Consider the following 21,947-nt stretch of genomic DNA (forward strand, 5'->3'; position numbering starts at 1 on the left):
TCACCGCGGCAGCGGAGCGCTGCCGGTGTAGCCGAGCATCTGGTCGTAGAGATCGGTACGACGGTCGCGATGCAGGTCGTTGAGCTGGTTCCAGATCGGCGCGGTCCGTGCCGCCGTCAGATCGACGTCGGCGTAGATGATCGTGTCCTCGTCCGGGCCGGCGATCCGGTCGATCGGCCAGCCGTTCGTGCCCGCGATCAGCGAGTTCCCCATGAACCCCGCGCCACGCTCCTGCCCGATCCGGTCCGCGGTCGCGATGAAGACGTTGTTGGCATGCGCGGCGGTGATGGTCAGGTACGCCGCCATGCAGACACCGCTCGCGTCGTACAGCGGTGGTGGCGTCCAGACCCAGCCGGTCGGGATGCAGATGATGTCCGCACCCATCTGTGCGACGATCCGCGCGGTCTCAGGGAACCAGATGTCCCAGCAGACGAGCAGCCCGATCCGGCCGATCTTGGTGTCGAACACCGAGAATCCTTCGTCGCCGGGCGTGAACCACAGCTTCTCGGTGTTCCACAGGTGGGTCTTGCGGTAGCGGCCGATGTAGCCCTCCGGACCGACCAGTACGGCGGTGTCGTAGAGCTTCTCGCCGGCGCGCTCGGCCACACACCCGACGATGTAGACGTTCCGCTCGGCCGCGATCCGCGCGAACGACTCGACCGTACGTCCGTTCGGAACCTGCTCGGCGTGGGCGAAGGCCTCCTCGCGGGTCTCGAACACATAGCCCGTGGTTGCGAGCTCGGGCAGCACGATCAGACCGGCTCCCGCGTCCGCCGCGGCCGTCAGTCGTTGCTCCACCGCCACGGCGTTCGCCTTGAGGTTCTCGACTCCGACCCTCGGCTCGAACTGCACGACCGCGACCCGCACCGGACTCACCCGCTGGTCCGCCGTGCTCGCTACCTGTGCCGTCATGACGATCCTCCTCATGCAAATCCGGTTTCAACTTGAAACCGGTTCTGGGAGCGTAGAGGACCTGGTTTATACTTGCAACCACTTGTTCGCAGGAATCTCACAGAGGGGACGCGGATGCCGCGGCGCGTGACGCATGAGGGGGCGGAGTGCCCCGTCGCCCGGACGGCGGACGTCATCGGGGACCGCTGGTCGCTGCTCATCATCCGGGACGCCTTCGACGGCATCACCCGGTTCAGCGAGTTCCAGCGCAACCTCGGCCTGGCGAAGAACATCCTGTCGTCGCGGCTGCGCGAGCTGGTCGCGCAGGGGATTCTCGAGGTCGTCCCGGCCGCGGACGGCAGCGCCTACCGCGAGTACGCGCTGACCAGCAAGGGACGCGACCTGTTTGTCATCCTGGTCAGCCTCAGGCAATGGGGCGAGGACCATCTCTTCGAGGCGGACGAGCCGCACTCGGTCCTTCTCGACAGCAAAGACGAGCAACCATTGCGCAAACTCGAGGTCACCGACGCGACCGGCCGCACGCTCGACTCCTCCGAAGCCTTTGTCCGCAAGGTTTCTCCGTCTCTCAAACCCAGATAGCGGCGAGCGCTCCGTCCTCGACGAGCTCCGGAGGGTCCGGGTATGCGACCGAACGTCCCTCGGCGTGGCGACGCGCGGTCCAGGAGACAGCGGCGGCGTCGAGTACGTCGTCTACTGCAGCCAGCTCACCCGCAAGACCGAGGGCGGACGGGACCGCGATGCCAACCGCCGCGAGGAATTGGCGACGTTCCTCGACACCTGCCCAGGTCGATTTGCGATGGGTGAGCGGGCGGCCCGCCATCGTGGCGAAGCAGAGCTCGGGATGGGACTCGATGACTTGGTGGTGGGTGGTTCGAGACCAGGCCTCGACCTCGAGGATCTTGGTGCGGAGGGCATAGGCCTGCTGGCTCAGGCCTTTGCCAGTAGCCGCTCGGTTGAGGGCTGACGCCTCGGCATGAGTTGCCGCCAGCAACGCTGCCCGCACAGGCGTCGAGAAGACCGATGCCGACCGCCTCCCGATCAGGCCACGCGCGAGTACGTCGGCCTGCCGCGGACCATCCACCGGCAACCCGATCGGAATGTCGATCGCCACAACAGCCAACGGCCCGTCCTGCTCCGCCGACGAGATCAGCTGGTCGATCGTCGCACCGAAGTACCCGCGCACCTCCCCACTGATCCCGACCCAGCCGGCCTTGCACGCATCGGCCCCGATCACGCGCACCGTCATCTGTCACCTCGCAGAACCGATCAGGAATCAAGAAGCACCACCGGCCGCCGGGCTCGTAGCGTCTTCGTCATGGACATCACCATTCAAGCGAGTTTCCTGGCACATCAGGACGCGGAAGCGTCAGTCGCGTTCTACACCGACGCATTGGGCTTCGAGATCCGGCTGGACGTGGGCTCCGGCCAGCAGCGCTGGATCACCGTCGGCCCGCCCGGACAGCCCGACACGGCGATCGTGCTGCACCCGCTGGGCACGAACAGCGACGACGAGCGGGCGGCGATCACCGAGATGATGGCCAAGGGCACCTACGGCGTCATCCTCCTGGCCACCGCGGACCTGGACGGCACCTTCGAGAGGATCAGGAAGACCGGCGCCACCGTCGAGCAGGAGCCGACCAACCAGCCGTGGGGAGCGCGGGACTGCGTGTTCCGCGACCCGGCCGGAAACACCGTTCGCATCAACGAGGTCGCGTCGTGAGCCAGCAGCAGACCGCCCGCAAGCCTGGTACGCCTGGGGCGTTCTCGCGGTGGGTGCAGCGGACGATGAACGCCCGTACCTCCAAGAAGATTCGTGGCGGTCGCGACAAGATGATGGGGATGGACGTCCTCATCCTGAAGACGGTCGGTCGTCGTAGCGGTGAGCCGCGGGAGACGCCGCTCGGTTGGTTCGCGGACGACGCCGGCTGGTTGGTCGTCGCGTCGGGCGGCGGCAGTCAGCACCCCGATTGGCACGCCAACCTGACGGCGCATCCCGACCGCGTGTCGGTCGAACTGCCAGGCCGCAGTCCGGTGCAGGTGACGCCACACAGTCTCGACCGCAACGAGCGTGATCGGGCCTGGCGGCGCATCACGGCCGCTCAGCCGCGGCTCGCGAAGTACCAAGCGAAGTCCGACCGGCAGTATCCGGTCATCCGCCTCACCCCGCGGTGAGGTAGGCGGTGACGGCCGGCGTGACCACGTCCGGCCGTTCCGCGTTCGCCAAGTGCGCAGATCCGGGGATGACGATCAGCCGGCCTTCGTCGCGATCTGTTCAAGGTGGTACGGCGGGGTGGCCGGGTCGTCGGCACCCGCGATCGCCAGCGTGGGCGCGGTGATCACGGGCAGGTCAGGCCGCAGGTCCATCGTCGCGATCGCCTCACAACACGAGGCATAGCCTTCGGCCGGCGTCGAACCGGCCATCTTCTCACATTCCTTGCGCAGCAAGGGATCCGGCTGCGTGAACCATCGCCGTACGACGGCCTCCGCGATCGCACCAGTGCCGTCCGCACGGACAGTCGCGGCTCGGTCCGTCCACGACTGCACCGGTTCGAGCCGTGCGCCCGTGCAGAGCACCACGAGCCGATCGATCCGGTCCGGATTGCGGGCCGCGAGCCGTCACGGCGGTACGTCCATCGAGACCGGCATCGGCACTGCCGCCTCTCTTCACCTGGCCTGTGCTGCACCGGGTGTCACGTGGGGGAGTGAATTGTTCGGCCCGAAGCTCTTCGCAGAAGAGATCCTTCGTACGCCGTTGCGCTACGAGGACGGCTCGCTGCACCTGCCGGACGGGCCTGGCCTCGGCGTCGAACTCGACCACGATGCCGTCCCCGCACTCCGTCGTACCGGCCTGACTCGGGAGGACTGACGCATGCTGTTCCAGGTTCGGATGGACGTATCGCTGCCACCCGACCTGGATCCCGAGGTCCGCGCCGACCTGGTGGCCCGCGAGAAGGCCCGGGCGCTCGAGCTCCAGGAGGAGGGTGTCTGGCCGCAGTTGTGGCGGATTGTCGGCGAGTACGCCAACTTCAGCATCTTCGACGTACCGTCCAACCACACCCTGCACGACCTGCTCTCCAGCCTCCCGCTCTTCCCGTATCTGCGGATCCAGGTCACGCCGCTCGCGCACCATCCGTCGAAGCTCGACTGACCCATTTCTCTGCTTCGGAGAGAAAATCGGTGGATCCGCGCATCAAATCAGGAGGTGGGGCTGTCTTTGCTGGGAAGGCCGGTTGCTGAACCGGTCTGAGGAGGGAGTCGAGGGTGACCTTCGAGGAATGGGCGCGACAAGGCGTGCCGGACCTGCTGCGGTTCGCGACCGTGCTGTGCGGGTCCGGCCACCTGGCCGAGGATCTCGTCCAGGACACCGTGATCAAGGCACACCGGCACTGGGGCCGGATCCAGCGGGCCGAGCGGCCGGACGCGTACCTGCGCCGGATGGTGGTCAACGAGTATCTGTCCTGGCGCCGGAAGTGGTCCCGGTTCGTGCCACGCCCGGAGATCTGGGCCGAGGCGGACCACCAGCAGCCCGACCACGCGGTCCGGCTCGCGGACCAGGACGAGATGGTCGCCGAGTTGGCCAAGCTGCCGCGCCGGCAGCGGACCGTGCTCGCGCTGCGGTACTACGGCGGTCTCACCGACTCCGAGATCGCGGAAACGATCGGTTGCTCACCCAACACGGTGCGTTCGTACGCCTCCCGTGCGCTCGCCGCTCTGCGGATCGAACTCGGCCCCTCATCCCCAGCCACCACCGCACCCCACGGAGTGATCAATGCGCACTGAGGAAGATCTCCGGAACGCGCTCGACCGGATCGCGGCGACGGCTCCCGACCGTAGTCCGATTGTTGACAATCTGCCTGTTGACCGTCCGCCGCGGCGGCGTCGTACGGCGCTGGTCCTGGCCACCGTGATGGCCACGGCGGCCGCGGCCGTCGGCGGCCCGATCCTGGTGGACCACCTGCGGGACACCGCGACCGAGCCGGCTGGTGAGCAGGCCGGATCCCCGTGGAGCAACTGGGTCACGCTGACCGCGCCGAAGGGGATGATCGTCAACCCGCGTGGCTATGAGGCCGACCGGCAGGTCTACCAGCTCGCCGGGGTCGGCAGTCCGTGGGCCCGCTGGTGCCTGCTCACGCTCTACCGCAACGGCGCCTTCGACCCGGGCAAGATCCCGGCCGACAGCCCACGGATCGATCTGTACGGGCTGGCCGGTCGGCTCGTCACGATGCCGAACGGTGGGCCGATCGTCGCGTTCCCACCCGGCTACGCGGTGTCGTCCTCGACGACCCGGCCGGTGACCACGGTCGCCTGGCAGCCGGCGAAGGGGATCTGGGGCTTGCTCAGCTGTGAGCGGCAACAGGAGCTCGGGACGCGCCAGGTGCCGCGGATCGACGCGCCCTCGGACACCGACGCCGATACGGCCGTGGCGGTCGCGAAGACGATCAAGGCCACTCCTGGCCAGCTGTCAGCGCCGTTCAAGATCGGCTATGTGCCGGCCGGACTGCGGGTGCAGCGGGTGCAGGACAAGACGGCGAACTTCGAGGGCGACGGGCATTCGTTCGGTGTCGTGTTCACCGACGGCGACCAGGCGACCGGGCAGAAGCCCCTCCCGACGTGGAGCGGGGACGCCGACCATCCGAAACCTGGCGGTCTGGTAGCGGGAAGTCTGTGGGGTCCGGCGCCACTGGAGGGCGAGGATCTCCAGATCAGCTACAGCACCGACAAGTTCTGGAACATGCGCACCAAGCGGCTGGCCGACGACCCCGCCGACCTGAAGATCCACGGCTGGAACGCGTGGTTCACCTGGGACGACCTGATCAACGCGCAGAAGGACGGCAAACCGTTCTACAAACCAGGTCAGGACAACGGACTCCGGATGGAGCGCAACGGCGTGGCGATCACCATCCGCTTCCTCGGCGGCAAGGCCGACAAGGCCCAACTCCGCAAGATCGCCGAGTCCCTCACCCTGCCCAAGGACCCGCGCGACACCTCCCAATGGTTCAACGCCACCAAGGCCATCCCGCGCTGACCGCCGTACCCACGGCTCGCACCTGACCCTCAGGTGCGAGCCGCCTCACGCCACCGGGCCAGGATGTCGGCCGACTCGACAAGGCGGTCCGGCTGGTTGAACCGGAGGAAGTCGCGGACGGCGCGGTTGTCGGTCTCGTCACCGAAGTCCTGCCCGGACACCAGGTCGGACGGGACAAGGTAGTGGTAGCCGCGCTCCGACGCGCCGAGGATCGCGTAGAGGACACAGCAGACGAGCTCGACCCCGCAGATGACCAGGCCGTCGATGTCGTTGGCGGACAGGAACTCCACGAACGACTCGCTCTGCCAGGAGTCGAAGCGGTCCTTGACGACGACGTCGGAGCCCGGAACGGGCGGGATGAACAGCTCGGCACCCCAGGAGCCGGCGGCGCAGAGGCCGTCCGCACGTTCCCAGCGGCGCTGGCGTTCGGTCAGGCGGTCCAGATCGAGGACCTGCTGGGTGTACACCACCCGAGCACCCAGCTCGGCCGCTTCCCGGGCGAACTCGTTGGCTCGCAGCGCGGTCGCGGCGTTGTTCGTATTGGTGGGCGGTCCGTCGCCGGCGACCTCCGGACTGCAGAAGTCGTTCTGGAAGTCGATCAGGACCACGGCGACGCGGTGCGGTTCGAGTCAATAGAAGGAATCCATGCCGCGATGCTACCGAGGCCGGGGTTCTCACCTGCGCTCGCTTGCGGGGGCTAAAGAGCGCAGAATTGTGTGCGAAGGCAGCGTCGTAGACACGAAGGAGCAATTCTGTGAGCTCATCAGCGGAGTCCGGGCGGTTGCGGATCGGGATCGCGGGGATCGCGATCGAGTCGAGTACGTTCTCGCCGCACCGGACCAGGCTGGACGATTTCCACGTGACCCGCGCCGACGAGCTGCTCGGGCGGTACGACTTCCTCGCGGCGGGCAAGCCGCTGACCGAGGGCGTCGAGTGGGTGCCGCTGCTGCACGCCCGCGCGGTCCCCGGCGGTCCCGTCGTACCAGAGGTGTACGACGAGCTCGCGGCCGAGATCTACGAGCGTCTGGGTCAGGCGGGGCAGTTGGACGGCGTCTTCGTCGACATGCACGGTGCGATGAGCGTGATCGGCCGGACCGACATCGAGGCCGACCTCGTCGCGGGGATCCGCCGGATCGTCGGTCCCGACGTACTGCTCTCGACCGGGATGGATCTCCACGGCAACATGTCGCGCGAGTTGATCGGGCTGCTCGACCTCGCCACCTGCTACCGCAAGGCCCCGCACACCGACGCGTGGGACACCAAGGAACGCGCGGCGCGCAACCTGGTGGCACGGTTGCGCTCGGGCGGCCGGCCGCTGAAGGCGTGGGTGCAGGTGCCGGTGCTGCTGCCGGGGGAGAAGACCAGCACCAGGATCGAGCCGGCCAAGAGCATCTACGCGCAGGTCGACGAGGTCGAGGCGATGGACGGCGTACTGGACGCCGCGATCTGGGTCGGATACGCGTGGGCGGACGAGCCGCGCTGCCAGGCCGCGGTCGTGGTGATGGGCGACGACGAGCAGGTGATCACCGCTCAGGCGAAGCGGCTCGCGGACGCCTACTGGGACGCGCACGACAAGTTCGAGTTCGTCGCGCCGACCGGGACACTCGCCGAGTGCCTTGACCAGGCGCTCGCGTCGACCGCCCGGCCGTTCTACATCAGCGACTCCGGCGACAACCCGACGGCCGGCGGGGCAGGGGACACCTCGTGGACCCTGGACAAGCTGCTGCGCATGCCGGCGATCACCGAGTCGGACCTGACCACGATCTACGCGGCGATTGTCGACCCGGAGGTGACCACCGCGGCGATGGAGGCAGGCGTCGGCGCGACGATCAGCGTCGAGGTGGGCGGCAAGATCGACTCCGAGCCGTGCGGTCCGGTCGCGCTGACCGGTCGGGTGACCGGCATCGACACCACGGCGGGTGCGGTGGCCCTGGCGGTCGGCGGGTTGCACGTCATCGTGACCATGCGCCGCAAGCCGTACCACATCGAGTCGGACTTCGTCGCTCTCGGACTGGCGCCGCGCGACGCCGACCTCGTCATCGTGAAGATCGGCTACCTCGAACCCGAGCTCTACGCGATGGCCGCCGACTGGCTCCTCGCCCTCACCCCCGGCGGCGTCAACCAGGACCTCCTCAGCCTCGGCCACCACGGCATCGAGCGCCCCATGTTCCCCTTCGACCCCGACATGCCCGACCCAGACCTCACCCCCGAGCTCATCTGACTGAAGGCATCAGCGGCGTACGTCGTCCTCCTCCGGCCGGTCGCGGTTCGCGTCGGCCGGCGGGGGAGGGGCGTCCCGCTCCGGGCCGGTGGGGGACAGCCAGGAGCGGGCGAGTGCCAGTGCGGCCTCCACGAATGACGGTCGCTTCATGCATCCCTCCCCGACGTGCTCAGGGAGTGAGACTTGCAGACCGGGCTTTCAGTTCACTTTCACCGACTGGCGGTCACTGAAATCCGGGCACGAACAGGACGCGGTTCCCGTCCGGGTCGTGGGCATCCGGCCGCGCTTCGGCCACCGTCAGACCGAGGTGGTTGACGTGGGTGTTTGCCGGCGGCAAGGACTTGCAGAGCTTCACCGCGTCGGCGCCGATCCGGAAGTACGCCGCGTCGGCCTCGTCGGACGGCACCGGCTCCATGCCGAGGTGGTCGCCGTAGAACTCGACGGCGGCGTCGAGATCAGGCGCGTCCAGTGCGATGTACGAGAGCCGGCTGACCGGTCCCGACGTGATCGGCGGGACGCGGAACTCCTCCGACCGCTGGAGAAGCTCGACGCGTACGCCGTTCGGATCGGAGAGGAACGCGAGTCGGCCCTGACCGCTCCCCGCCACCCTGGGCGTGCTGAGCTCGGCGTACCCGGCGCCGATCAGCCGGGCGTAGTCGCCGTCCAGATCGTCCGTCATGAACCCGACGTGGTTCAGCCCGTACGCCGCGCCCGGGTCGACCTCCTCGTTGTGGAGCAGTTCCACCAGCCCGGTCGCCAGCTGGATGTGCACCCGATGGACCCGCGGACCGGTCATGAACAAGCGGTCGACCACCTCGGCGCCGATGCCGGAGTAGAAGGCCAAGCTCGCATCCAGATCCTGGACACGACCACCGACATGGTTCAGTTCATAGATCACCGGACCATCATGGCAAACGTTTACCAATGACGCTATGAGGGATGACCGGATCTGGACTCAGCGGATCCGGGAGAGCCGGCCGTTCGGCGCCACCCGGACGGTGGTCTTGCGCGCGCCGACGGTCAGGTCGACCAGCAGCATGGATCCCGCGGTTCTGGTGCTGAAGGCAACTTTCGTACCGACCGCGGCCGGTACGACGACCGACAGGATCGAGGCGGTCGGCCCACCGCGGTTGAACTTGACCACGGGCGCCGGCTGCTTGTGGAAGATGTCCGGGAAATACCAACCCTGGACGGGATCCTGCTTGCCCTGCTCGACCGTGATCGCGTTGGCCGGAAGCTTTTGCCCGTAAGGGATCTGCAGCAAGTACGTCTTGGTGTTGTCACCAGGTTTCGCGGCGACTGCCGTGGTCGGGGACTGCACCGTCACCTTCTGGCCCGGCGCCAGGTGCCACAACGTCTCGTACCGCTGATTGGTCGTTGACTCACCCCGGTCCAGCGTGACGATCAGATCGGGATCCTTCAGTACGAGCACGTCCCTGGTCCGTTCCACCCCGGCCGCGGGTGTGTCACGGAACTCGTAGTACTCCGAGGTGGGCGCCATCGCCGCGCTGACCAGCTTCGTCTCGACCGGCGTGCCCTTGGCCGACGGGACAGTCATCACGTTGTGGGACGCCTGGCTCCTGGTCCACTCCTGCCACTTGTCGAGCTGGTATCCGGGGTGGCCCGGGTCGATCAGGATGTCGCGGCCGTGCGAGTTGTAGGTGATCGACATGTGGTCGTCGTGCCCGTGGTACCGGCGCGCGGCCCCGAACCGGATGCTGTACGTCGACTCCTGAGTGAACGGCCTCGTCTCGCCCCATCCGGTCCGACCGAAGACATAGCCGGCGTCGAAGACCGCGGTCCGCTTGGGCGGCTTCGTCCCGCGTGCCCCGAGGGTGGCGGCGTACTCCAAGGACGTACCGGCCGCGGGTTGCGGCTTCTGGCGTACCGTGTCGCCGACCTGGGGGAGTTCACCAGCAGCGGTGGTGGCGAGGGCCAGCCACTCCGCGAGTGCGCGTCGCCGTTCCTCGATGACGGGTCCTGGATCGGCGCCGCAGCGTTGCAGTGCCGTGGTCGCCCGGCCCCACAGCTGGTAGTTGAACATGGCGTAGCCGACGGACTGCTCGTTCGTCGATCCCTGCGGGTCGATCGCGGTGGTGATTGCCTGGGTCAACCGTTCGACGGCCCGCTTCTTCAGGTCCGCGCGACCCAGAGTGCAGCCGACGCCTAACATCGCAATGCTCTCGTCAGTGCCGTGGTTCGACGGCCCGCCCCAGTTCTCGGTCATGAACTTGGCGTGGTCGAGCAGCGATTGATCAAGCCAGGCGTACTGCGCCGGCAGCCGACGGACATGCAGTCCGGCAAGCACGGCCTGCCGGGCACAGATCAGCACGTTGGTGCGATGCATGGTGGACTCCCAGGCACCGACATCGCCCTTCCAGGAATACGGATTGTCGCGCACCCAGTCGTGAATGATCGCCATCACGTGCGTCAGCGCCTTGCGATCGCCCTTCCCGGCCGCCGTGATCCCATGTCCCAACCACCGCAACGAATGCAGCCACATGTACCAACTCGGCTTGTGATACGGATCCGACCGCCACCGGATATCACCGGAACCATCACCGACCTTGTACGCCGGATCGTCGCCCCACGCGAACGTATCCCGCATCACCATCCGCAACGGCACGTCCGCCTCGATCCCACTGAACCCCGGACACGCGTACGTCCCGGTCCGAGCAACCGGCGTCGACTTCACCGCAGTAGAAGACGGCGTACCCCGAACAACAGGACTCGGCGTCGCATCCCCAGCCGACACCACCGGAGTCTTCTCCCGCCCACCAGGCATCAACACCCTGATCGCGCCAGCAAACGCCACCGCACAAACCACCACACAAACAACAGCCGGCCCAACCCCACTACCCCTGCGCCGCGTACCCACCCCAGACCCCCCAAGTCGCCGCCTCACCAAGAGAGACGGGACCAACACCCGGATTAGTTGCTCCGGTTCCAGGGATGGGGTCCAGCTTGTTACTCGGAGAGCTCAGCAGACTGAGGGGATCAGGTGACGATGCCGTAGTCGCGGATTTTTCGGTAGATGGTGGCTCGGGACATGCCGAGGGCGGAGGCGGCCGCGGTTTTGTCGCCGTGGTGGGAGGCGAGGGCGCCGACGATGGCGTCGCGTTCGAGGGCTTCCATGCGGGTGAGGTGGCGGCGGGTGGTGGCGTGGCATTCGGCGGGGAGGTCTTCGAGTTCGACGACGCCGGAGCGGCGGCGGCGGGCTACGTCGGTCAGGACCTTCCGTAGGTGCGTCACGTTGCCTGCCCACGGGAGTCGCATCAGCTGGTTGAGTGCGGCCCCGGAGACGGTCACGCCGGTGATGCCGGCGCGGCCGAGCAGGTACCGCACCAGGACCGGGATGTCCTCGAGGTGGTGACGCAGCGGAGGTACGGCGACAGTCCGCGGGAAGAACCGCAGGAGCTGGGTCCCGAGCTCGTCCTGGCCGCGCGACTGTCCGGTCAGCAGCGTCAGCGCGACCCACGGCTCGCGGGCCACCGAACTGTCGCGCACCGACTGCAGGAGATCCACCAGACCCTGGATGACCTCCGCGGAGAGCAGGTGGGCGTTCCGGATGATGAGATCGGAGCCGGAGTCCAGTTCGCTGGTAGCGGAGGCGAGGAGATCAGCCTGATCGCCGGCATCGAGCACCGCGAGCCGCCGGCCCGGCGAGCTGTAGTCGTGGACCGCGCGGAGCAGAGTCAACTTGCCTGAACCCGGCTCACCCTCGGCGACCAGCCACTCCGCCCGGCGGCACGCGTCGAGCACCTCCTGCGTCGTGTGCCGCCACAACGCGCTCGTCCCGGTCATGCCTGGGAGCGACGGGACCCTGCCACCACTGGGCGACCGGGGTCCGGACCGCTGCTCCTTGATCTGCACGATCCCGCCGGCCAGAGCGTCGCCGAGGAACGTCGGTTGGTACGCCAGCCGGGCGCTGATCCCGCTCGGGAGGTCGGCGAGGAACGTGACCGGCTTGGTCCCGCCGCGGGCGTCCCGGGTCCGGTCGATCAGCGCGGCCTGGTCGGTGGAGTCGAACCGCTGCTGGGCATGGGCGTTGATCATGAAGACCTCGTCGCCGAGGGCGATCACCGAGCCGCCGGTGTGCCGGCAGACCGCGTAGTACTCGGTCAGCAGCGCCTGGTCGAGGGCGTTCGCCTCCTCCAGGATGCGTTCCTGGATCCGCCGGGCCGCGAGTTTGGCGAACGACAGCAGGATCGCGTTGGAGTTCTTCGCCTGGGTGGTGATGTCCAGGATCCCGAGCAGGCCGCCGGTGACCGGGTGCGTGATCGGCGCGCCGGCGCAGGAGAAACCGCGCAGTACACCGGTGTAGTGCTCGGCGCCGTCGATCAGGATCGGGCCGCCGACCTCCAGCGCGGTGCCGATCCCGTTGGTCCCGACCTCGGACTCGGCGTACCGGAAACCGGGGGCCAGATCGACGGAGTCGAGCCGCCGGATCAGGGTCTTGTCGCCGCCGCGACGGTCCAGGACGATGCCGCGGGCATCGGTCAGGATGATGCACACGGGCTCGTTGGTCAGCTCCGACGCCAGGGCGTCGATCACCGGCCGGGCCGCCCGGGCCAGCGTGGTGCCGAAGTCGAGCCCGTCGAAGTACGCAGGCGCGGGCCGGTCGGTGTCGACCAGGGACGCCTCCGAGCGTTGCCAGGACATCCGGATGGAGTCCCGGACGTCGGGTCTGGTGGCCATGGTCAGCTCCTTCCACTCGGCTGACTCTTCGAGAGAACAACACGACCAACAGTAATTGGCAAGCTTGTGACTCGAGTCTCACATTGAGACAGAACGCCCCCATCGGTGCGGCTTTCATGCCTGGAACGCAGCTCAGCCGTACCGCTGGAGCCGGGCAGAAGCCGGCTCCCGACCCTGGAGGCAGACATTGAGCAGGCAGAGTCTCACCAAGGCGCATGCCAAGATCACCGAACTCTCGTGGGAGCCCACCTTCGCCACTCCGGCGACCCGGTTCGGGACTGACTACACCTTCGAGAAGGCGCCGAAGAAGGACCCGCTGAAGCAGATCATGCGGTCCTACTTCCCGATGGAGGAGGAGAAGGACAACCGCGTGTACGGCGCCATGGACGGCGCCATCCGCGGAAACATGTTCCGCCAGGTCCAGCAGCGCTGGCTGGAGTGGCAGAAGCTGTTCCTGAGCATCATCCCGTTCCCGGAGATCTCCGCGGCCCGGGCGATGCCGATGGCGATCGACGCCGTACCGAACCCGGAGATCCACAACGGGCTCGCGGTGCAGATGATCGACGAGGTCCGGCACTCGACGATCCAGATGAACCTCAAGAAGCTGTACATGAACAACTACATCGACCCGGCCGGGTTCGACATGACCGAGAAGGCGTTCGCGAACAACTACGCGGGCACCATCGGCCGGCAGTTCGGTGAGGGGTTCATCACCGGTGACGCGATCACCGCGGCGAACATCTACCTGACCGTGGTGGCCGAGACGGCCTTCACCAACACGCTGTTCGTGGCCATGCCGGACGAGGCCGCGGCCAACGGCGACTACCTGTTGCCGACGGTCTTCCACTCGGTCCAGTCCGACGAGTCGCGGCACATCAGCAACGGGTACTCGATCCTGCTGATGGCGCTGGCCGACGAGCGCAACCGGCCGCTGCTCGAGCGCGACCTGCGGTACGCGTGGTGGAACAACCACTGTGTCGTGGACGCGGCGATCGGCACCTTCATCGAGTACGGCACGAAGGACCGCCGTAAGGACCGTGAGAGCTATGCGGAGATGTGGCGCCGGTGGATCTACGACGACTACTACCGCAGCTACCTGCTGCCGCTGGAGAAGTACGGACTCACCATCCCGCACGACCTGGTCGAAGAGGCCTGGAAGCGGATCGTGGACAAGGGTTACGTGCACGAGGTGGCACGGTTCTTCGCCACCGGCTGGCCGGTCAACTACTGGCGGATCGACGCCATGACCGACAAGGACTTCGAGTGGTTCGAGGACAAGTACCCGGGCTGGTACTCGAAGTACGGCAAGTGGTGGGAGAACTACAACCGGCTGGCCTACCCGGGCCGGAACAAGCCGATCGCGTTCGAGGACGTCGGCTACCAGTACCCGCACCGCTGCTGGACGTGCATGGTGCCGGCGCTGATCCACGAGGACATGGTGACCGAGAAGGTCGACGGCCAGTGGCGCACCTACTGCTCCGAGACGTGCTACTGGACCGACGCGGTCGCGTTCCGCGGTGAGTACGACGGCCGGCCGACCCCGAACATGGGCCGCCTGACCGGCTTCCGCGAATGGGAGACGCTGCACCACGGCAAGGACCTCGCCGACATCGTCTCCGACCTCGGCTACGTCCGCGACGACGGCAAGACCCTGATCGGTCAGCCGCACCTGGACCTGGACGACCCGAAGAAGATGTGGACCCTCGACGACGTCCGCGGCAACACGTTCAACAGCCCCAACGTGCTGCTGAACGAGATGTCCGACGCCGAGCGCGAGGCACACATCGCGGCGTACAAGGCGAACGGCACCAAGGCCGTCGCCTGACCCCACCGAACCGGCTGGTGGCGGCGCGGGGATGAGCGTCGCCACCAGTCGTTCCACCCGAGCGTGAGGAGGCCCGGACGTGGCCGACACCCACCGGATCCGCTTCGAACCGGTCGACATCGAGATGGACGTCACCGAGGACGACAAGATCCTCGACGCGGCGTTCCGGCAGGGCATCCACCTGATGCACGGCTGCAGGGAGGGGCAGTGCTCCGCCTGCAAGTCGTACGTGCTGGAGGGCGACCTGCAGATGGAGCGCTACTCGACCTTCGCCTGCAACGACGCAGAAGTTGCCGAGGGCTACGTGTTGCTGTGCCGGGCACACGCCTTCAGCGACTGCACGATCGAGCTGCTCAACTTCGACGAGGAGGAGCTGCTCGGCGGCGTCCCGATCCAGACGCTGAGCGCTCGGGTGGAGGCGATCGAGCCGGTCACCCGGGACATCGTCTCGCTCCGGCTGAAGGCCGAGCGCGCCTTCGAGTTCAAGCCGGGCCAGTACGTCGACATCACCATCCCCGGCACCGACGACCACCGGTCGTTCTCGATGGCGACCACCCAGTCGACGCCGGACGAGCTCGAGTTCCTGATCAAGAAGTACCCGGGCGGCCGGTTCTCGGCCCTGCTGGACGGCGAGCTCGCGGTCGGCGACGAACTGTCGCTGACCGGGCCGTACGGCTCGTCCACGCTGAAGGACGGCCACGTACTGCCGGTCGTCTGCGTGGCTGGCGGGGCCGGGATGGCACCCATCCTGTCCATCCTCCGGCACCTGCGGGAGACCGGCAGCACCCGTCCGGTCCGGTTCTACTACGGCGCCCGGACAGCGGCGGACCTGTTCTACCTGGACGCGATCCAGGAGCTCGGCGCGGAACTGGCCGGCTTCGAGTTCGTGGCCTGCCTGTCCGAGTCGGCGGCCGGCTCGGACGGTCTCGTGGTCGAGGAAGGCAACGTCACCGACATCGTCGAACGGCGGGAGGCGGAGCTGCACCGCAGCGAGGTCTACCTCTGTGGGCCGCCGCCGATGGTCGACGCCGCCTTGGCGTTGCTGGAGGCAACCAACGTGCCGAAGGACCAGGTCTTCTACGACAAGTTCACCAGCCCAGCGACTACCGATGGAGTCTGAGATGGAGCAAACCAAGCAACGCAGTTTCCCCAAGATCGAGTTCACCGACTCCGAGGCGGGGGCGCTGGAGTTCCCGAGCTCGAAGAGCCGGTCGTACAACTACTACAAGCCGGCCAAGCTGCGGGCGACGATGTACGAGGACGTCACCGTCGACGTCCAGCCGGACCCCGAGCGGCACCTGACGCAGGGCTGGATCTACGGCTTCGGCGACGGCCCCGGCGGCTACCCGAAGGAGTGGACCGCCGCGAAGTCCTCGAACTGGCACGCCTTCCTCGACCCGAACGAGGAGTGGAACCAGACGATCTACCGGAACAACTCCGCGGTCGTCCGGCAGGTCGACCTGGGCCTGCAGAACGCCAAGCGGGCCAGGGCGTACGACGCCTGGAACCCGGCCTGGCTGAAGTTCGTCGAGCGCAACCTCGGCGCCTGGATGCACGCCGAGAACGGCCTGGCGCTGCACGTCTTCACCAGCATCCAGCGGTCCGGCCCGACGAACATGATCAACACCGCGGTGGCCGTCAACGCCGCCCACAAGATGCGCTTCGCCCAGGACCTGGCCCTGTTCAACCTCGACCTGGCCGAGGCCGAGGTGGAGTTCGACGGCTCCGCCCACAAGGAGGTCTGGCAGAGCGCGCCGGAGTGGCAGCCGACGCGTGAGGTGGTCGAGCGGCTGACCGCCGTCGGCGACTGGTGCGAGCTGCTGTTCGCCACCAACATCGTGTTCGAGCAGCTGGTCGGATCGCTGTTCCGGACCGAGCTCGTGATGCAGATCGCGGCCCGCAACGGCGACTACCTGACGCCGACCATCGTCGGTACCGGCGAGCACGACTACGACCGCGACCTGGCCTACACCCGCAACCTGTTCCGCCTGCTGACCCGCGACGAGCAGCACGGCGAGACCAACAAGGTGCTGTTCGGCGAGTGGCTCACCACCTGGGTGCCGCGCTGCATCGCCGCCGCGCAGGCCTTGCAGCCGATCTGGTCGCAGCCGGCCGACAAGTCCGTCACGTTCGCGGTCAGCCTGGACGCGGCCAAGCAGAAGTTCCGTTCCCTGCTCGAGGACCTCGGGCTGGACATCCCTAAGGAGCTGGACAAGTGAGCATGCAGTTCGGATCTGCCGCCGAGTTCTCCAACAAGACCGGTGTGACCCTGATGAATACGCCGGTCGGCCGGGTCGTCGCCCAGGTGATGGGCGCCAAGGACGGCGTCGAGCTGACCGAGTACCCGTCGATGATCCGGGTCGACGGGACCGGCGTACTGGACTTCGACTACGCCGAACTGACCGACGCGCTCGGCTCGGAGTTCGACGGCTCGGTGTTCGAGGAGATCAGCTCGACCCACTACGGCCGGATGGTCCACCTCGACGACAAGACCCTCCTGTTCGCCAGCCCCGAGGACGCCGCCGAGTACATCGGCTTCGACCTCACCGTGCACTAAGGCCGTCTCTCCCACTCCCGTGCCTACTGCGCGGCACTCGGCGGGCACCTCGCTGCACTGGAGCGAAGGGCACGATGCTCCGCATCGAACCCTCCCCTCCAGCACACCGAGGCACTCCGCCGAGCACCTGCTCGCTACGGCACGGGAGTGGGAGACACGACCTAACACGCAGTGCCGCTCCGGTCCGGGGCCTGGCCCGCGCCCGGACCGGAGCTCATCCCGAGATCAGACCCATGAAGCGAGGACGTCATGTACGAGAAGAACGGCGAGAAGTACTACGTGGTCGACGCGCACGTACACATCTGGGACGGCCGTGAGTCGAACCTGAAGAACGTGCACGGCAAGCAGTTCATCGACTGCTTCTACGACTACCACCGCAACCTGAGCCCGGAAGACGTGGTGTGGGACTACGACACCTACACGTACTACGGCGGCGACCGGTTGATGAAGGACGTCTTCGACGACGGGTACGCCGACCACGCGATCTTCCAGGCCACGCTGCTCAGCGACTTCTACAAGGACGGGTTCGGCCAGACCGAGGAGGCGTTCGGCCTGGCCACGAAGCACCCGGACAAGCTCACCTACAACCACGCCTACGACCCGCGCAACGGCGAGGAGGGCCTGGAGCAGCTCCGGCGCGACGCCGAGCGGATGAACCTCAAGGGCGTGAAGCTCTACACCGCCGAGTGGCACGGCGACTCGCGCGGTTACAAGCTCGACGACCCGTGGTCGCGCCGGTACCTGGAGGAGTGCCTGAAGCTCGGCATCAAGAACATCCATGTGCACAAGGGCCCCACGATCCGCCCGCTCGACCGGGACGCGTTCGACGTCGCCGACATCGACAAGGTCGCGACCGACTACCTGGACCTGAACTTCATCGTCGAGCACGTCGGCCTGCCGCGGCTGGAGGACTTCTGCTGGATCGCCACCCAGGAGTCCAACGTGTACGGCGGTCTCGCGGTCGCGATGCCCTTCGTCCACGCCCGGCCGAAGTACTTCGCCCAGATCATCGGCGAACTGCTCTACTGGCTCGGCGAGGACAAGATCCTGTTCGCCAGTGACTACGCGCTCTGGACGCCGCAGTGGCTGGTGGAGAAGTTCGTCGACTTCCAGATCCCCGCGGACCTGCCGGAGTACGCGCCGATCACGACCGCGCAGAAGAAGAAGATCCTCGGCCTGAACGCGGCCGCCCTGTACGACCTCGACGTACCGCAGGAGCTGCGGCTGCCGACCGATGCCGGTGACACCTCTGTCGAGGTGGCGGCCGGCGCACGCGCATGACGGCCGTCGCGACCTCGGTGGTCGACGAGATCGTCGCCGCCCTGGCGACGGTCACGGATCCGGAACTGGACGAACCCATCACCACGCTGGGGTTCGTCCGGTCGATCCGGGTCGACGACACCAAGGTCGTGGTCCACCTGCGGCTGCCGACGTCGTTCTGCTCGCCGAACTTCGCCTACCTGATGGCGTCCGACGCCGTCGACGCGCTCCGGCGGGTCGGCGGCCTGGGACGGATCGTGGTGCAGCTCGACGATCACCACGACTCGGACAAGATCAACGCCGGCCTGGCCGCCGACGCCGGGTACGTCGGAACGTTCGGTGTCGAGGCGGAGACGAGCCTGGACGAACTGCGGCGGATCTTCCGGCACAAGGCGCATACCGCGGCGATGGAGCGTTGCGCCGAGGCGCTCCTGAAGAGCAGCGGGATGACCGTCGACGATCTCCACGAGGTCACTCTCGCCGATGTCCCGGAGGGTCCGCACAAGGAGGCGTTGCAGCGGCGACGGGTCGCCATCGGTCTCGGCGTCCATCCGGACGAACCGGTGCTGGTGGACGAGGACGGTGCGCCACTCGCAGCCGAGGCGGTCCCGCTGCGGCTCCGGTTCGCCAAGGCTGTGCGGATCTCGATCGAGGGAAACTCCCACTTCTGCCGCGGACTGCTCGCGACCCGGTACGCCGACGTGGAGCCCGACGGCATGTCCATCCGAGTCACGAACGCAAGGAGCACGTCATGAGGGCGGTCCAGGTAGTCGGTTACCACACCAAGTTGCAGCTCACCGACGTACCCGAACCGGAGATCCAGGGACCGCTGGACGTCATCGTCAGGATCGGCGGCGCTGGGGTGTGCCGGACCGACCTGCACATCCTCGAAGGGCAGTGGGCCGAGAAGAGCGGTGTGGCGCTGCCCTACACCATCGGCCACGAGAACGCGGGCTGGGTGCACGCCGTCGGCGATGCCGTCACCAACGTCCAGCCGGGCGACAAGGTGATCCTGCATCCACTGATGACGTGCGGTCTGTGCCGTGCCTGCCGCTTTGGTGACGACGTGCACTGCGAGAACAGCCGGTTCCCGGGCATCGACACCGACGGCGGGTACGCCGACTACCTGCGGACGACTGCCCGCAGCGTGGTCAAGATCGACGACAGCCTCGAGCCGGCCGACGTTGCCGCACTCGCGGATGCCGGGCTGACGGCGTACCACGCGGCGGCCAAGGTGGCCCGGGCGACGCGGCCCGGGGACGTTTGCGTGCTGATCGGCGCCGGCGGCCTCGGCCACATCGGCATCCAGGTGTTGAAGGCGATCTCGGCCGCGACCCTGGTCGTGATCGACCGCAACCCGGCGGCGGTGGAGCTGGCGGTCGCGATCGGCGCCGACCACGGCATCGTTGCCAACGGCACCCAGGTGGACGACGTACTGGAGTTGACCGGCGGGAAGGGCGCGGAGGCGGTCGTCGACTTCGTCGGCGAAGGCGGCGCCACCTCCGAGGGCGTCCGGATGCTCCGGCGGGCCGGCAACTACTACGTCGTCGGGTACGGCGAGGACCTCGTCGTACCGACGATCGACATCATCTCCACCGAGATCAACTTCGTCGGCAACCTGGTCGGCTCCTACACCGATCTGCAGGAGCTGATGGTGCTGGCCGCGCAGGGCAAGGTCGCCCTGCACACCACGAAATACCCGCTCGCTGACTTCCAGCAGGCTCTCGATGACCTCGACGCGGGCAAGGTCCGCGGCCGGGCGATTCTCATCCCGTGACCCGAAAGGTGGTCTGACCATGGCAAAGGAACTGCGGTTCAACGAGGAGGCACGCCGACTGCTCGAGTCCGGCGTGAACTCGCTCGCCGATGCGATCAAGGTGACGCTCGGCCCGAAGGGACGCAACGCCGTCCTGGAGAAGCTGACCGGCCCGCCGACCATCACCAACGACGGCGTGACGATCGCGAAGGAGATCCAGCTGCGCGAGCCGTTCGCGAACATGGGCGCCCAGTTGGTGAAGGAAGTCGCGATGAACACCAACGGTGTCGTCGGCGACGGCACCACGACGGCGACCGTGCTGGCGCAGGCGATGGTCCGGGAAGGGCTGCGCGCGGTCGACGCCGGTGCGAACCCGATGCGGGTACGTCGTGGCATCGAGCAGACGGTGCCGGTCGTGGTGGAGACGCTGCGCTCGTGGGCGGCCGAGGTCGGCGGCCCGGACGACCTGCGGCACATCGCGACGCTGGCGGCCAGTGACGACGAGACGATCGGCGAGGTGATCGCGGAGGCGGTCACCCGGGTCGGCCGCAACGGCGTCGTCACCACGGAAGAGTCCGATGCCATCGGTCTGTCGGTCGAGGTCGTGGACGGGATCGAGTTCGACCACGGTTACGTGTCGCTGTACATGGTCACCGACAAGGAGCGGATGGAGGCCGTCTACGAGAACCCGGTCATCCTGCTCACCAACAAGAAGATCTCCCAGGTGCAGGACATCATGCCGACCGTCGAGGCGGCCAAGCGCGCGGACCGGCCGCTCGTCGTACTCGCCGAGGACGTCGACGGGCCGGCGTTGCAGTTGCTTGTCGGCGGCAACATGCACAACACCATGCAGTCGGTCGTCGTCCGGGCTCCCGGCTTCGGGCACCGCCGGGTGGCCGAGCTCGAGGACCTCGCGGTGGCGCTGGGCGGTCAGGTCATCGCGACCGACACCGGACTGGACCTGTCCGAGGTCGCGCTGAACCACCTCGGGTCGTGTGACCGGATCACGATCACCGAGGACCGGACGACGATCGTCGGCGGTCACGGCGACGCGAACCTGGTGGACGCTCGCCTGACCCAGCTGGAGACGCAGTTCGAGCGGGCCAGGATCGACGCCGACCGGGACAACCTGCAGCTGCGGATGGCTCGGCTGTCCGGGCGGGTGGCTGTCATCCAGGTGGGTGGCGCGACGAGCGTCGAGCGCAAGGAGCGGATGCTGCGGGTCGAGGACTCGCTGGCGGCGACCCGCGCCGCGGTCGAGGAGGGCGTGGTGGCCGGCGGAGGTACGGCGCTCGTCCAGGCGCAGGAGGCGGTGTCGCGGGTCGAGTTGACCGGTGACGCTGCGGTCGGCCGCGAGGTCGTCCGGCGGGCGTTGCCCGAGCCGCTGCGATGGATCGCGATCAACGCGGGGTACGACGGTGACGAGGTCGTCGCCAAGGTCGCGAGCCAGCCGCTCGGCACCGGCTTCAACGCGCTCACCGGCCAGTACGCCGACATGTTCGACGAAGGCGTGATGGACCCGCTGAAGGTGACCAGGGCAGCTCTGGAGAGTGCGGCGTCGATCGCGGCGCTGCTGATCACCACCGAGACCGCGGTCGTCGAGGAGATCCTCGGCAACCCCGGTGCGATCATGGCCCCCGGCTTCGGCGATCTGGCCGAGGGCATGGTCCGTCCGTCCAACATCTACTGAGT

General features: G+C 67.5%; 24 protein-coding genes. 16 read left to right on the top strand and 8 right to left on the bottom strand.

The features are described from left to right. Window positions 1-912 (bottom strand): nitrilase family protein, encoded by a 912-nt coding sequence (locus tag E0H73_RS12140; RefSeq protein WP_131354000.1) that lies wholly within the window; start codon window positions 910-912, stop codon window positions 1-3. Between the two features lie 114 nt (window positions 913-1,026). Between E0H73_RS12140 and E0H73_RS12145 the strand changes: the two genes are divergently transcribed. Next, entirely contained in the window at window positions 1,027-1,491 is a 465-nt protein-coding gene (locus tag E0H73_RS12145; protein ID WP_131354002.1) for a winged helix-turn-helix transcriptional regulator, read from the top strand. Here the strand turns inward: E0H73_RS12145 and E0H73_RS12150 are convergent. Continuing rightward, window positions 1,478-2,158, bottom strand: coding sequence for a DUF429 domain-containing protein (locus tag E0H73_RS12150; protein ID WP_131354004.1), 681 nt, complete (start codon window positions 2,156-2,158; stop codon window positions 1,478-1,480). The two genes, E0H73_RS12145 and E0H73_RS12150, sit on opposite strands and share 14 nt — an antisense overlap. Before the next feature lie 69 nt (window positions 2,159-2,227). Between E0H73_RS12150 and E0H73_RS12155 the strand changes: the two genes are divergently transcribed. Both E0H73_RS12155 and E0H73_RS12160 read left to right on the top strand, forming a co-directional pair. Then, window positions 2,228-2,632 carry a VOC family protein gene (locus E0H73_RS12155; protein ID WP_131354006.1) on the top strand — a complete coding sequence of 135 codons (405 nt, stop codon included), beginning with the start codon at window positions 2,228-2,230 and terminating at the stop codon, window positions 2,630-2,632. Further along, window positions 2,629-3,084, top strand: coding sequence for a nitroreductase family deazaflavin-dependent oxidoreductase (locus E0H73_RS12160; RefSeq protein WP_238163958.1), 456 nt, complete (start codon window positions 2,629-2,631; stop codon window positions 3,082-3,084). The genes E0H73_RS12155 and E0H73_RS12160 overlap by 4 nt, the downstream gene beginning before the upstream one ends. Before the next feature lie 75 nt (window positions 3,085-3,159). Here E0H73_RS12160 and E0H73_RS12165 read toward each other — a convergent pair whose 3' ends face one another. Then, window positions 3,160-3,456 (bottom strand): alpha/beta hydrolase, encoded by a 297-nt coding sequence (locus tag E0H73_RS12165; protein WP_131354008.1) that lies wholly within the window; start codon window positions 3,454-3,456, stop codon window positions 3,160-3,162. Between the two features lie 19 nt (window positions 3,457-3,475). Here E0H73_RS12165 and E0H73_RS12170 point away from each other — a divergent pair, with 19 nt between their 5' ends. From E0H73_RS12170 to E0H73_RS12185, 4 genes are all read left to right on the top strand, one after another. Beyond that, window positions 3,476-3,778 carry an enolase C-terminal domain-like protein gene (locus E0H73_RS12170; protein ID WP_202867334.1) on the top strand — a complete coding sequence of 101 codons (303 nt, stop codon included), beginning with the start codon at window positions 3,476-3,478 and terminating at the stop codon, window positions 3,776-3,778. A gap of 3 nt (window positions 3,779-3,781) precedes the next feature. Beyond that, window positions 3,782-4,060 carry a muconolactone Delta-isomerase gene (gene catC / locus E0H73_RS12175; RefSeq protein WP_131354010.1) on the top strand — a complete coding sequence of 93 codons (279 nt, stop codon included), beginning with the start codon at window positions 3,782-3,784 and terminating at the stop codon, window positions 4,058-4,060. Window positions 4,061-4,173: 113 nt separating this feature from the next. Further along, window positions 4,174-4,692, top strand: coding sequence for a SigE family RNA polymerase sigma factor (locus tag E0H73_RS12180; protein WP_131354012.1), 519 nt, complete (start codon window positions 4,174-4,176; stop codon window positions 4,690-4,692). Further along, window positions 4,682-5,938 carry a hypothetical protein gene (locus tag E0H73_RS12185; protein WP_131354014.1) on the top strand — a complete coding sequence of 419 codons (1,257 nt, stop codon included), beginning with the start codon at window positions 4,682-4,684 and terminating at the stop codon, window positions 5,936-5,938. Before E0H73_RS12180 ends, E0H73_RS12185 begins: the two co-directional genes overlap by 11 nt. Before the next feature lie 29 nt (window positions 5,939-5,967). On the opposite strand, the gene E0H73_RS12190 is transcribed toward E0H73_RS12185, so the two are convergent. After that, on the bottom strand, window positions 5,968-6,546 hold the full coding sequence (locus E0H73_RS12190; protein WP_131354016.1) for a cysteine hydrolase family protein: 579 nt from the start codon (window positions 6,544-6,546) through the stop codon (window positions 5,968-5,970). A 146-nt stretch (window positions 6,547-6,692) separates the two neighbouring features. Between E0H73_RS12190 and E0H73_RS12195 the strand changes: the two genes are divergently transcribed. After that, entirely contained in the window at window positions 6,693-8,159 is a 1,467-nt protein-coding gene (locus E0H73_RS12195; RefSeq protein ID WP_202867335.1) for a M81 family metallopeptidase, read from the top strand. Between the two features lie 9 nt (window positions 8,160-8,168). On the opposite strand, the gene E0H73_RS45820 is transcribed toward E0H73_RS12195, so the two are convergent. The 4 genes from E0H73_RS45820 to E0H73_RS12210 form a co-directional block, all read right to left on the bottom strand. Beyond that, window positions 8,169-8,309, bottom strand: coding sequence for a hypothetical protein (locus E0H73_RS45820; RefSeq protein ID WP_165555607.1), 141 nt, complete (start codon window positions 8,307-8,309; stop codon window positions 8,169-8,171). Window positions 8,310-8,382: 73 nt separating this feature from the next. Continuing rightward, window positions 8,383-9,057, bottom strand: coding sequence for a VOC family protein (locus E0H73_RS12200; RefSeq protein WP_131354018.1), 675 nt, complete (start codon window positions 9,055-9,057; stop codon window positions 8,383-8,385). A 57-nt stretch (window positions 9,058-9,114) separates the two neighbouring features. Then, complete coding sequence (locus tag E0H73_RS12205) at window positions 9,115-10,854, bottom strand: heparinase II/III domain-containing protein (protein ID WP_238163959.1); 1,740 nt, start codon at window positions 10,852-10,854, stop codon at window positions 9,115-9,117. A 302-nt stretch (window positions 10,855-11,156) separates the two neighbouring features. After that, window positions 11,157-12,857 carry a sigma-54-dependent Fis family transcriptional regulator gene (locus tag E0H73_RS12210; RefSeq protein WP_202867336.1) on the bottom strand — a complete coding sequence of 567 codons (1,701 nt, stop codon included), beginning with the start codon at window positions 12,855-12,857 and terminating at the stop codon, window positions 11,157-11,159. Window positions 12,858-13,044: 187 nt separating this feature from the next. Between E0H73_RS12210 and E0H73_RS12215 the strand changes: the two genes are divergently transcribed. From E0H73_RS12215 to groL, 8 genes are all read left to right on the top strand, one after another. Further along, entirely contained in the window at window positions 13,045-14,682 is a 1,638-nt protein-coding gene (locus E0H73_RS12215) for a ferritin family protein (RefSeq protein WP_131354020.1), read from the top strand. Window positions 14,683-14,761: 79 nt separating this feature from the next. Further along, complete coding sequence (locus E0H73_RS12220) at window positions 14,762-15,802, top strand: 2Fe-2S iron-sulfur cluster-binding protein (RefSeq protein WP_131354022.1); 1,041 nt, start codon at window positions 14,762-14,764, stop codon at window positions 15,800-15,802. 1 nt (window position 15,803) lies between these two features. After that, window positions 15,804-16,901: an aromatic/alkene monooxygenase hydroxylase subunit beta gene (locus tag E0H73_RS12225; RefSeq protein WP_131354024.1), complete on the top strand. Its 1,098-nt coding sequence runs from the start codon at window positions 15,804-15,806 to the stop codon at window positions 16,899-16,901. A gap of 2 nt (window positions 16,902-16,903) precedes the next feature. Further along, complete coding sequence (gene mimD, locus E0H73_RS12230; protein WP_131354711.1) at window positions 16,904-17,239, top strand: propane 2-monooxygenase effector subunit MimD; 336 nt, start codon at window positions 16,904-16,906, stop codon at window positions 17,237-17,239. A gap of 249 nt (window positions 17,240-17,488) precedes the next feature. After that, entirely contained in the window at window positions 17,489-18,520 is a 1,032-nt protein-coding gene (locus E0H73_RS12235; RefSeq protein WP_131354026.1) for an amidohydrolase family protein, read from the top strand. Then, a complete protein-coding gene (locus E0H73_RS12240) occupies window positions 18,517-19,254 on the top strand; it encodes an iron-sulfur cluster assembly protein (RefSeq protein ID WP_131354027.1) in 738 nt (245 codons plus the stop codon). Before E0H73_RS12235 ends, E0H73_RS12240 begins: the two co-directional genes overlap by 4 nt. Next, window positions 19,251-20,276 (top strand): NAD(P)-dependent alcohol dehydrogenase, encoded by a 1,026-nt coding sequence (locus E0H73_RS12245; protein WP_131354029.1) that lies wholly within the window; start codon window positions 19,251-19,253, stop codon window positions 20,274-20,276. Before E0H73_RS12240 ends, E0H73_RS12245 begins: the two co-directional genes overlap by 4 nt. A 19-nt stretch (window positions 20,277-20,295) precedes the next feature. Then, window positions 20,296-21,945 carry a chaperonin GroEL gene (groL, locus tag E0H73_RS12250; protein ID WP_131354031.1) on the top strand — a complete coding sequence of 550 codons (1,650 nt, stop codon included), beginning with the start codon at window positions 20,296-20,298 and terminating at the stop codon, window positions 21,943-21,945. The last annotated feature ends 2 nt before the right edge of the window (window positions 21,946-21,947 follow it).

This window comes from Kribbella pittospori (assembly GCF_004331465.1).
GTDB classification, from domain to species: domain Bacteria; phylum Actinomycetota; class Actinomycetes; order Propionibacteriales; family Kribbellaceae; genus Kribbella; species Kribbella pittospori.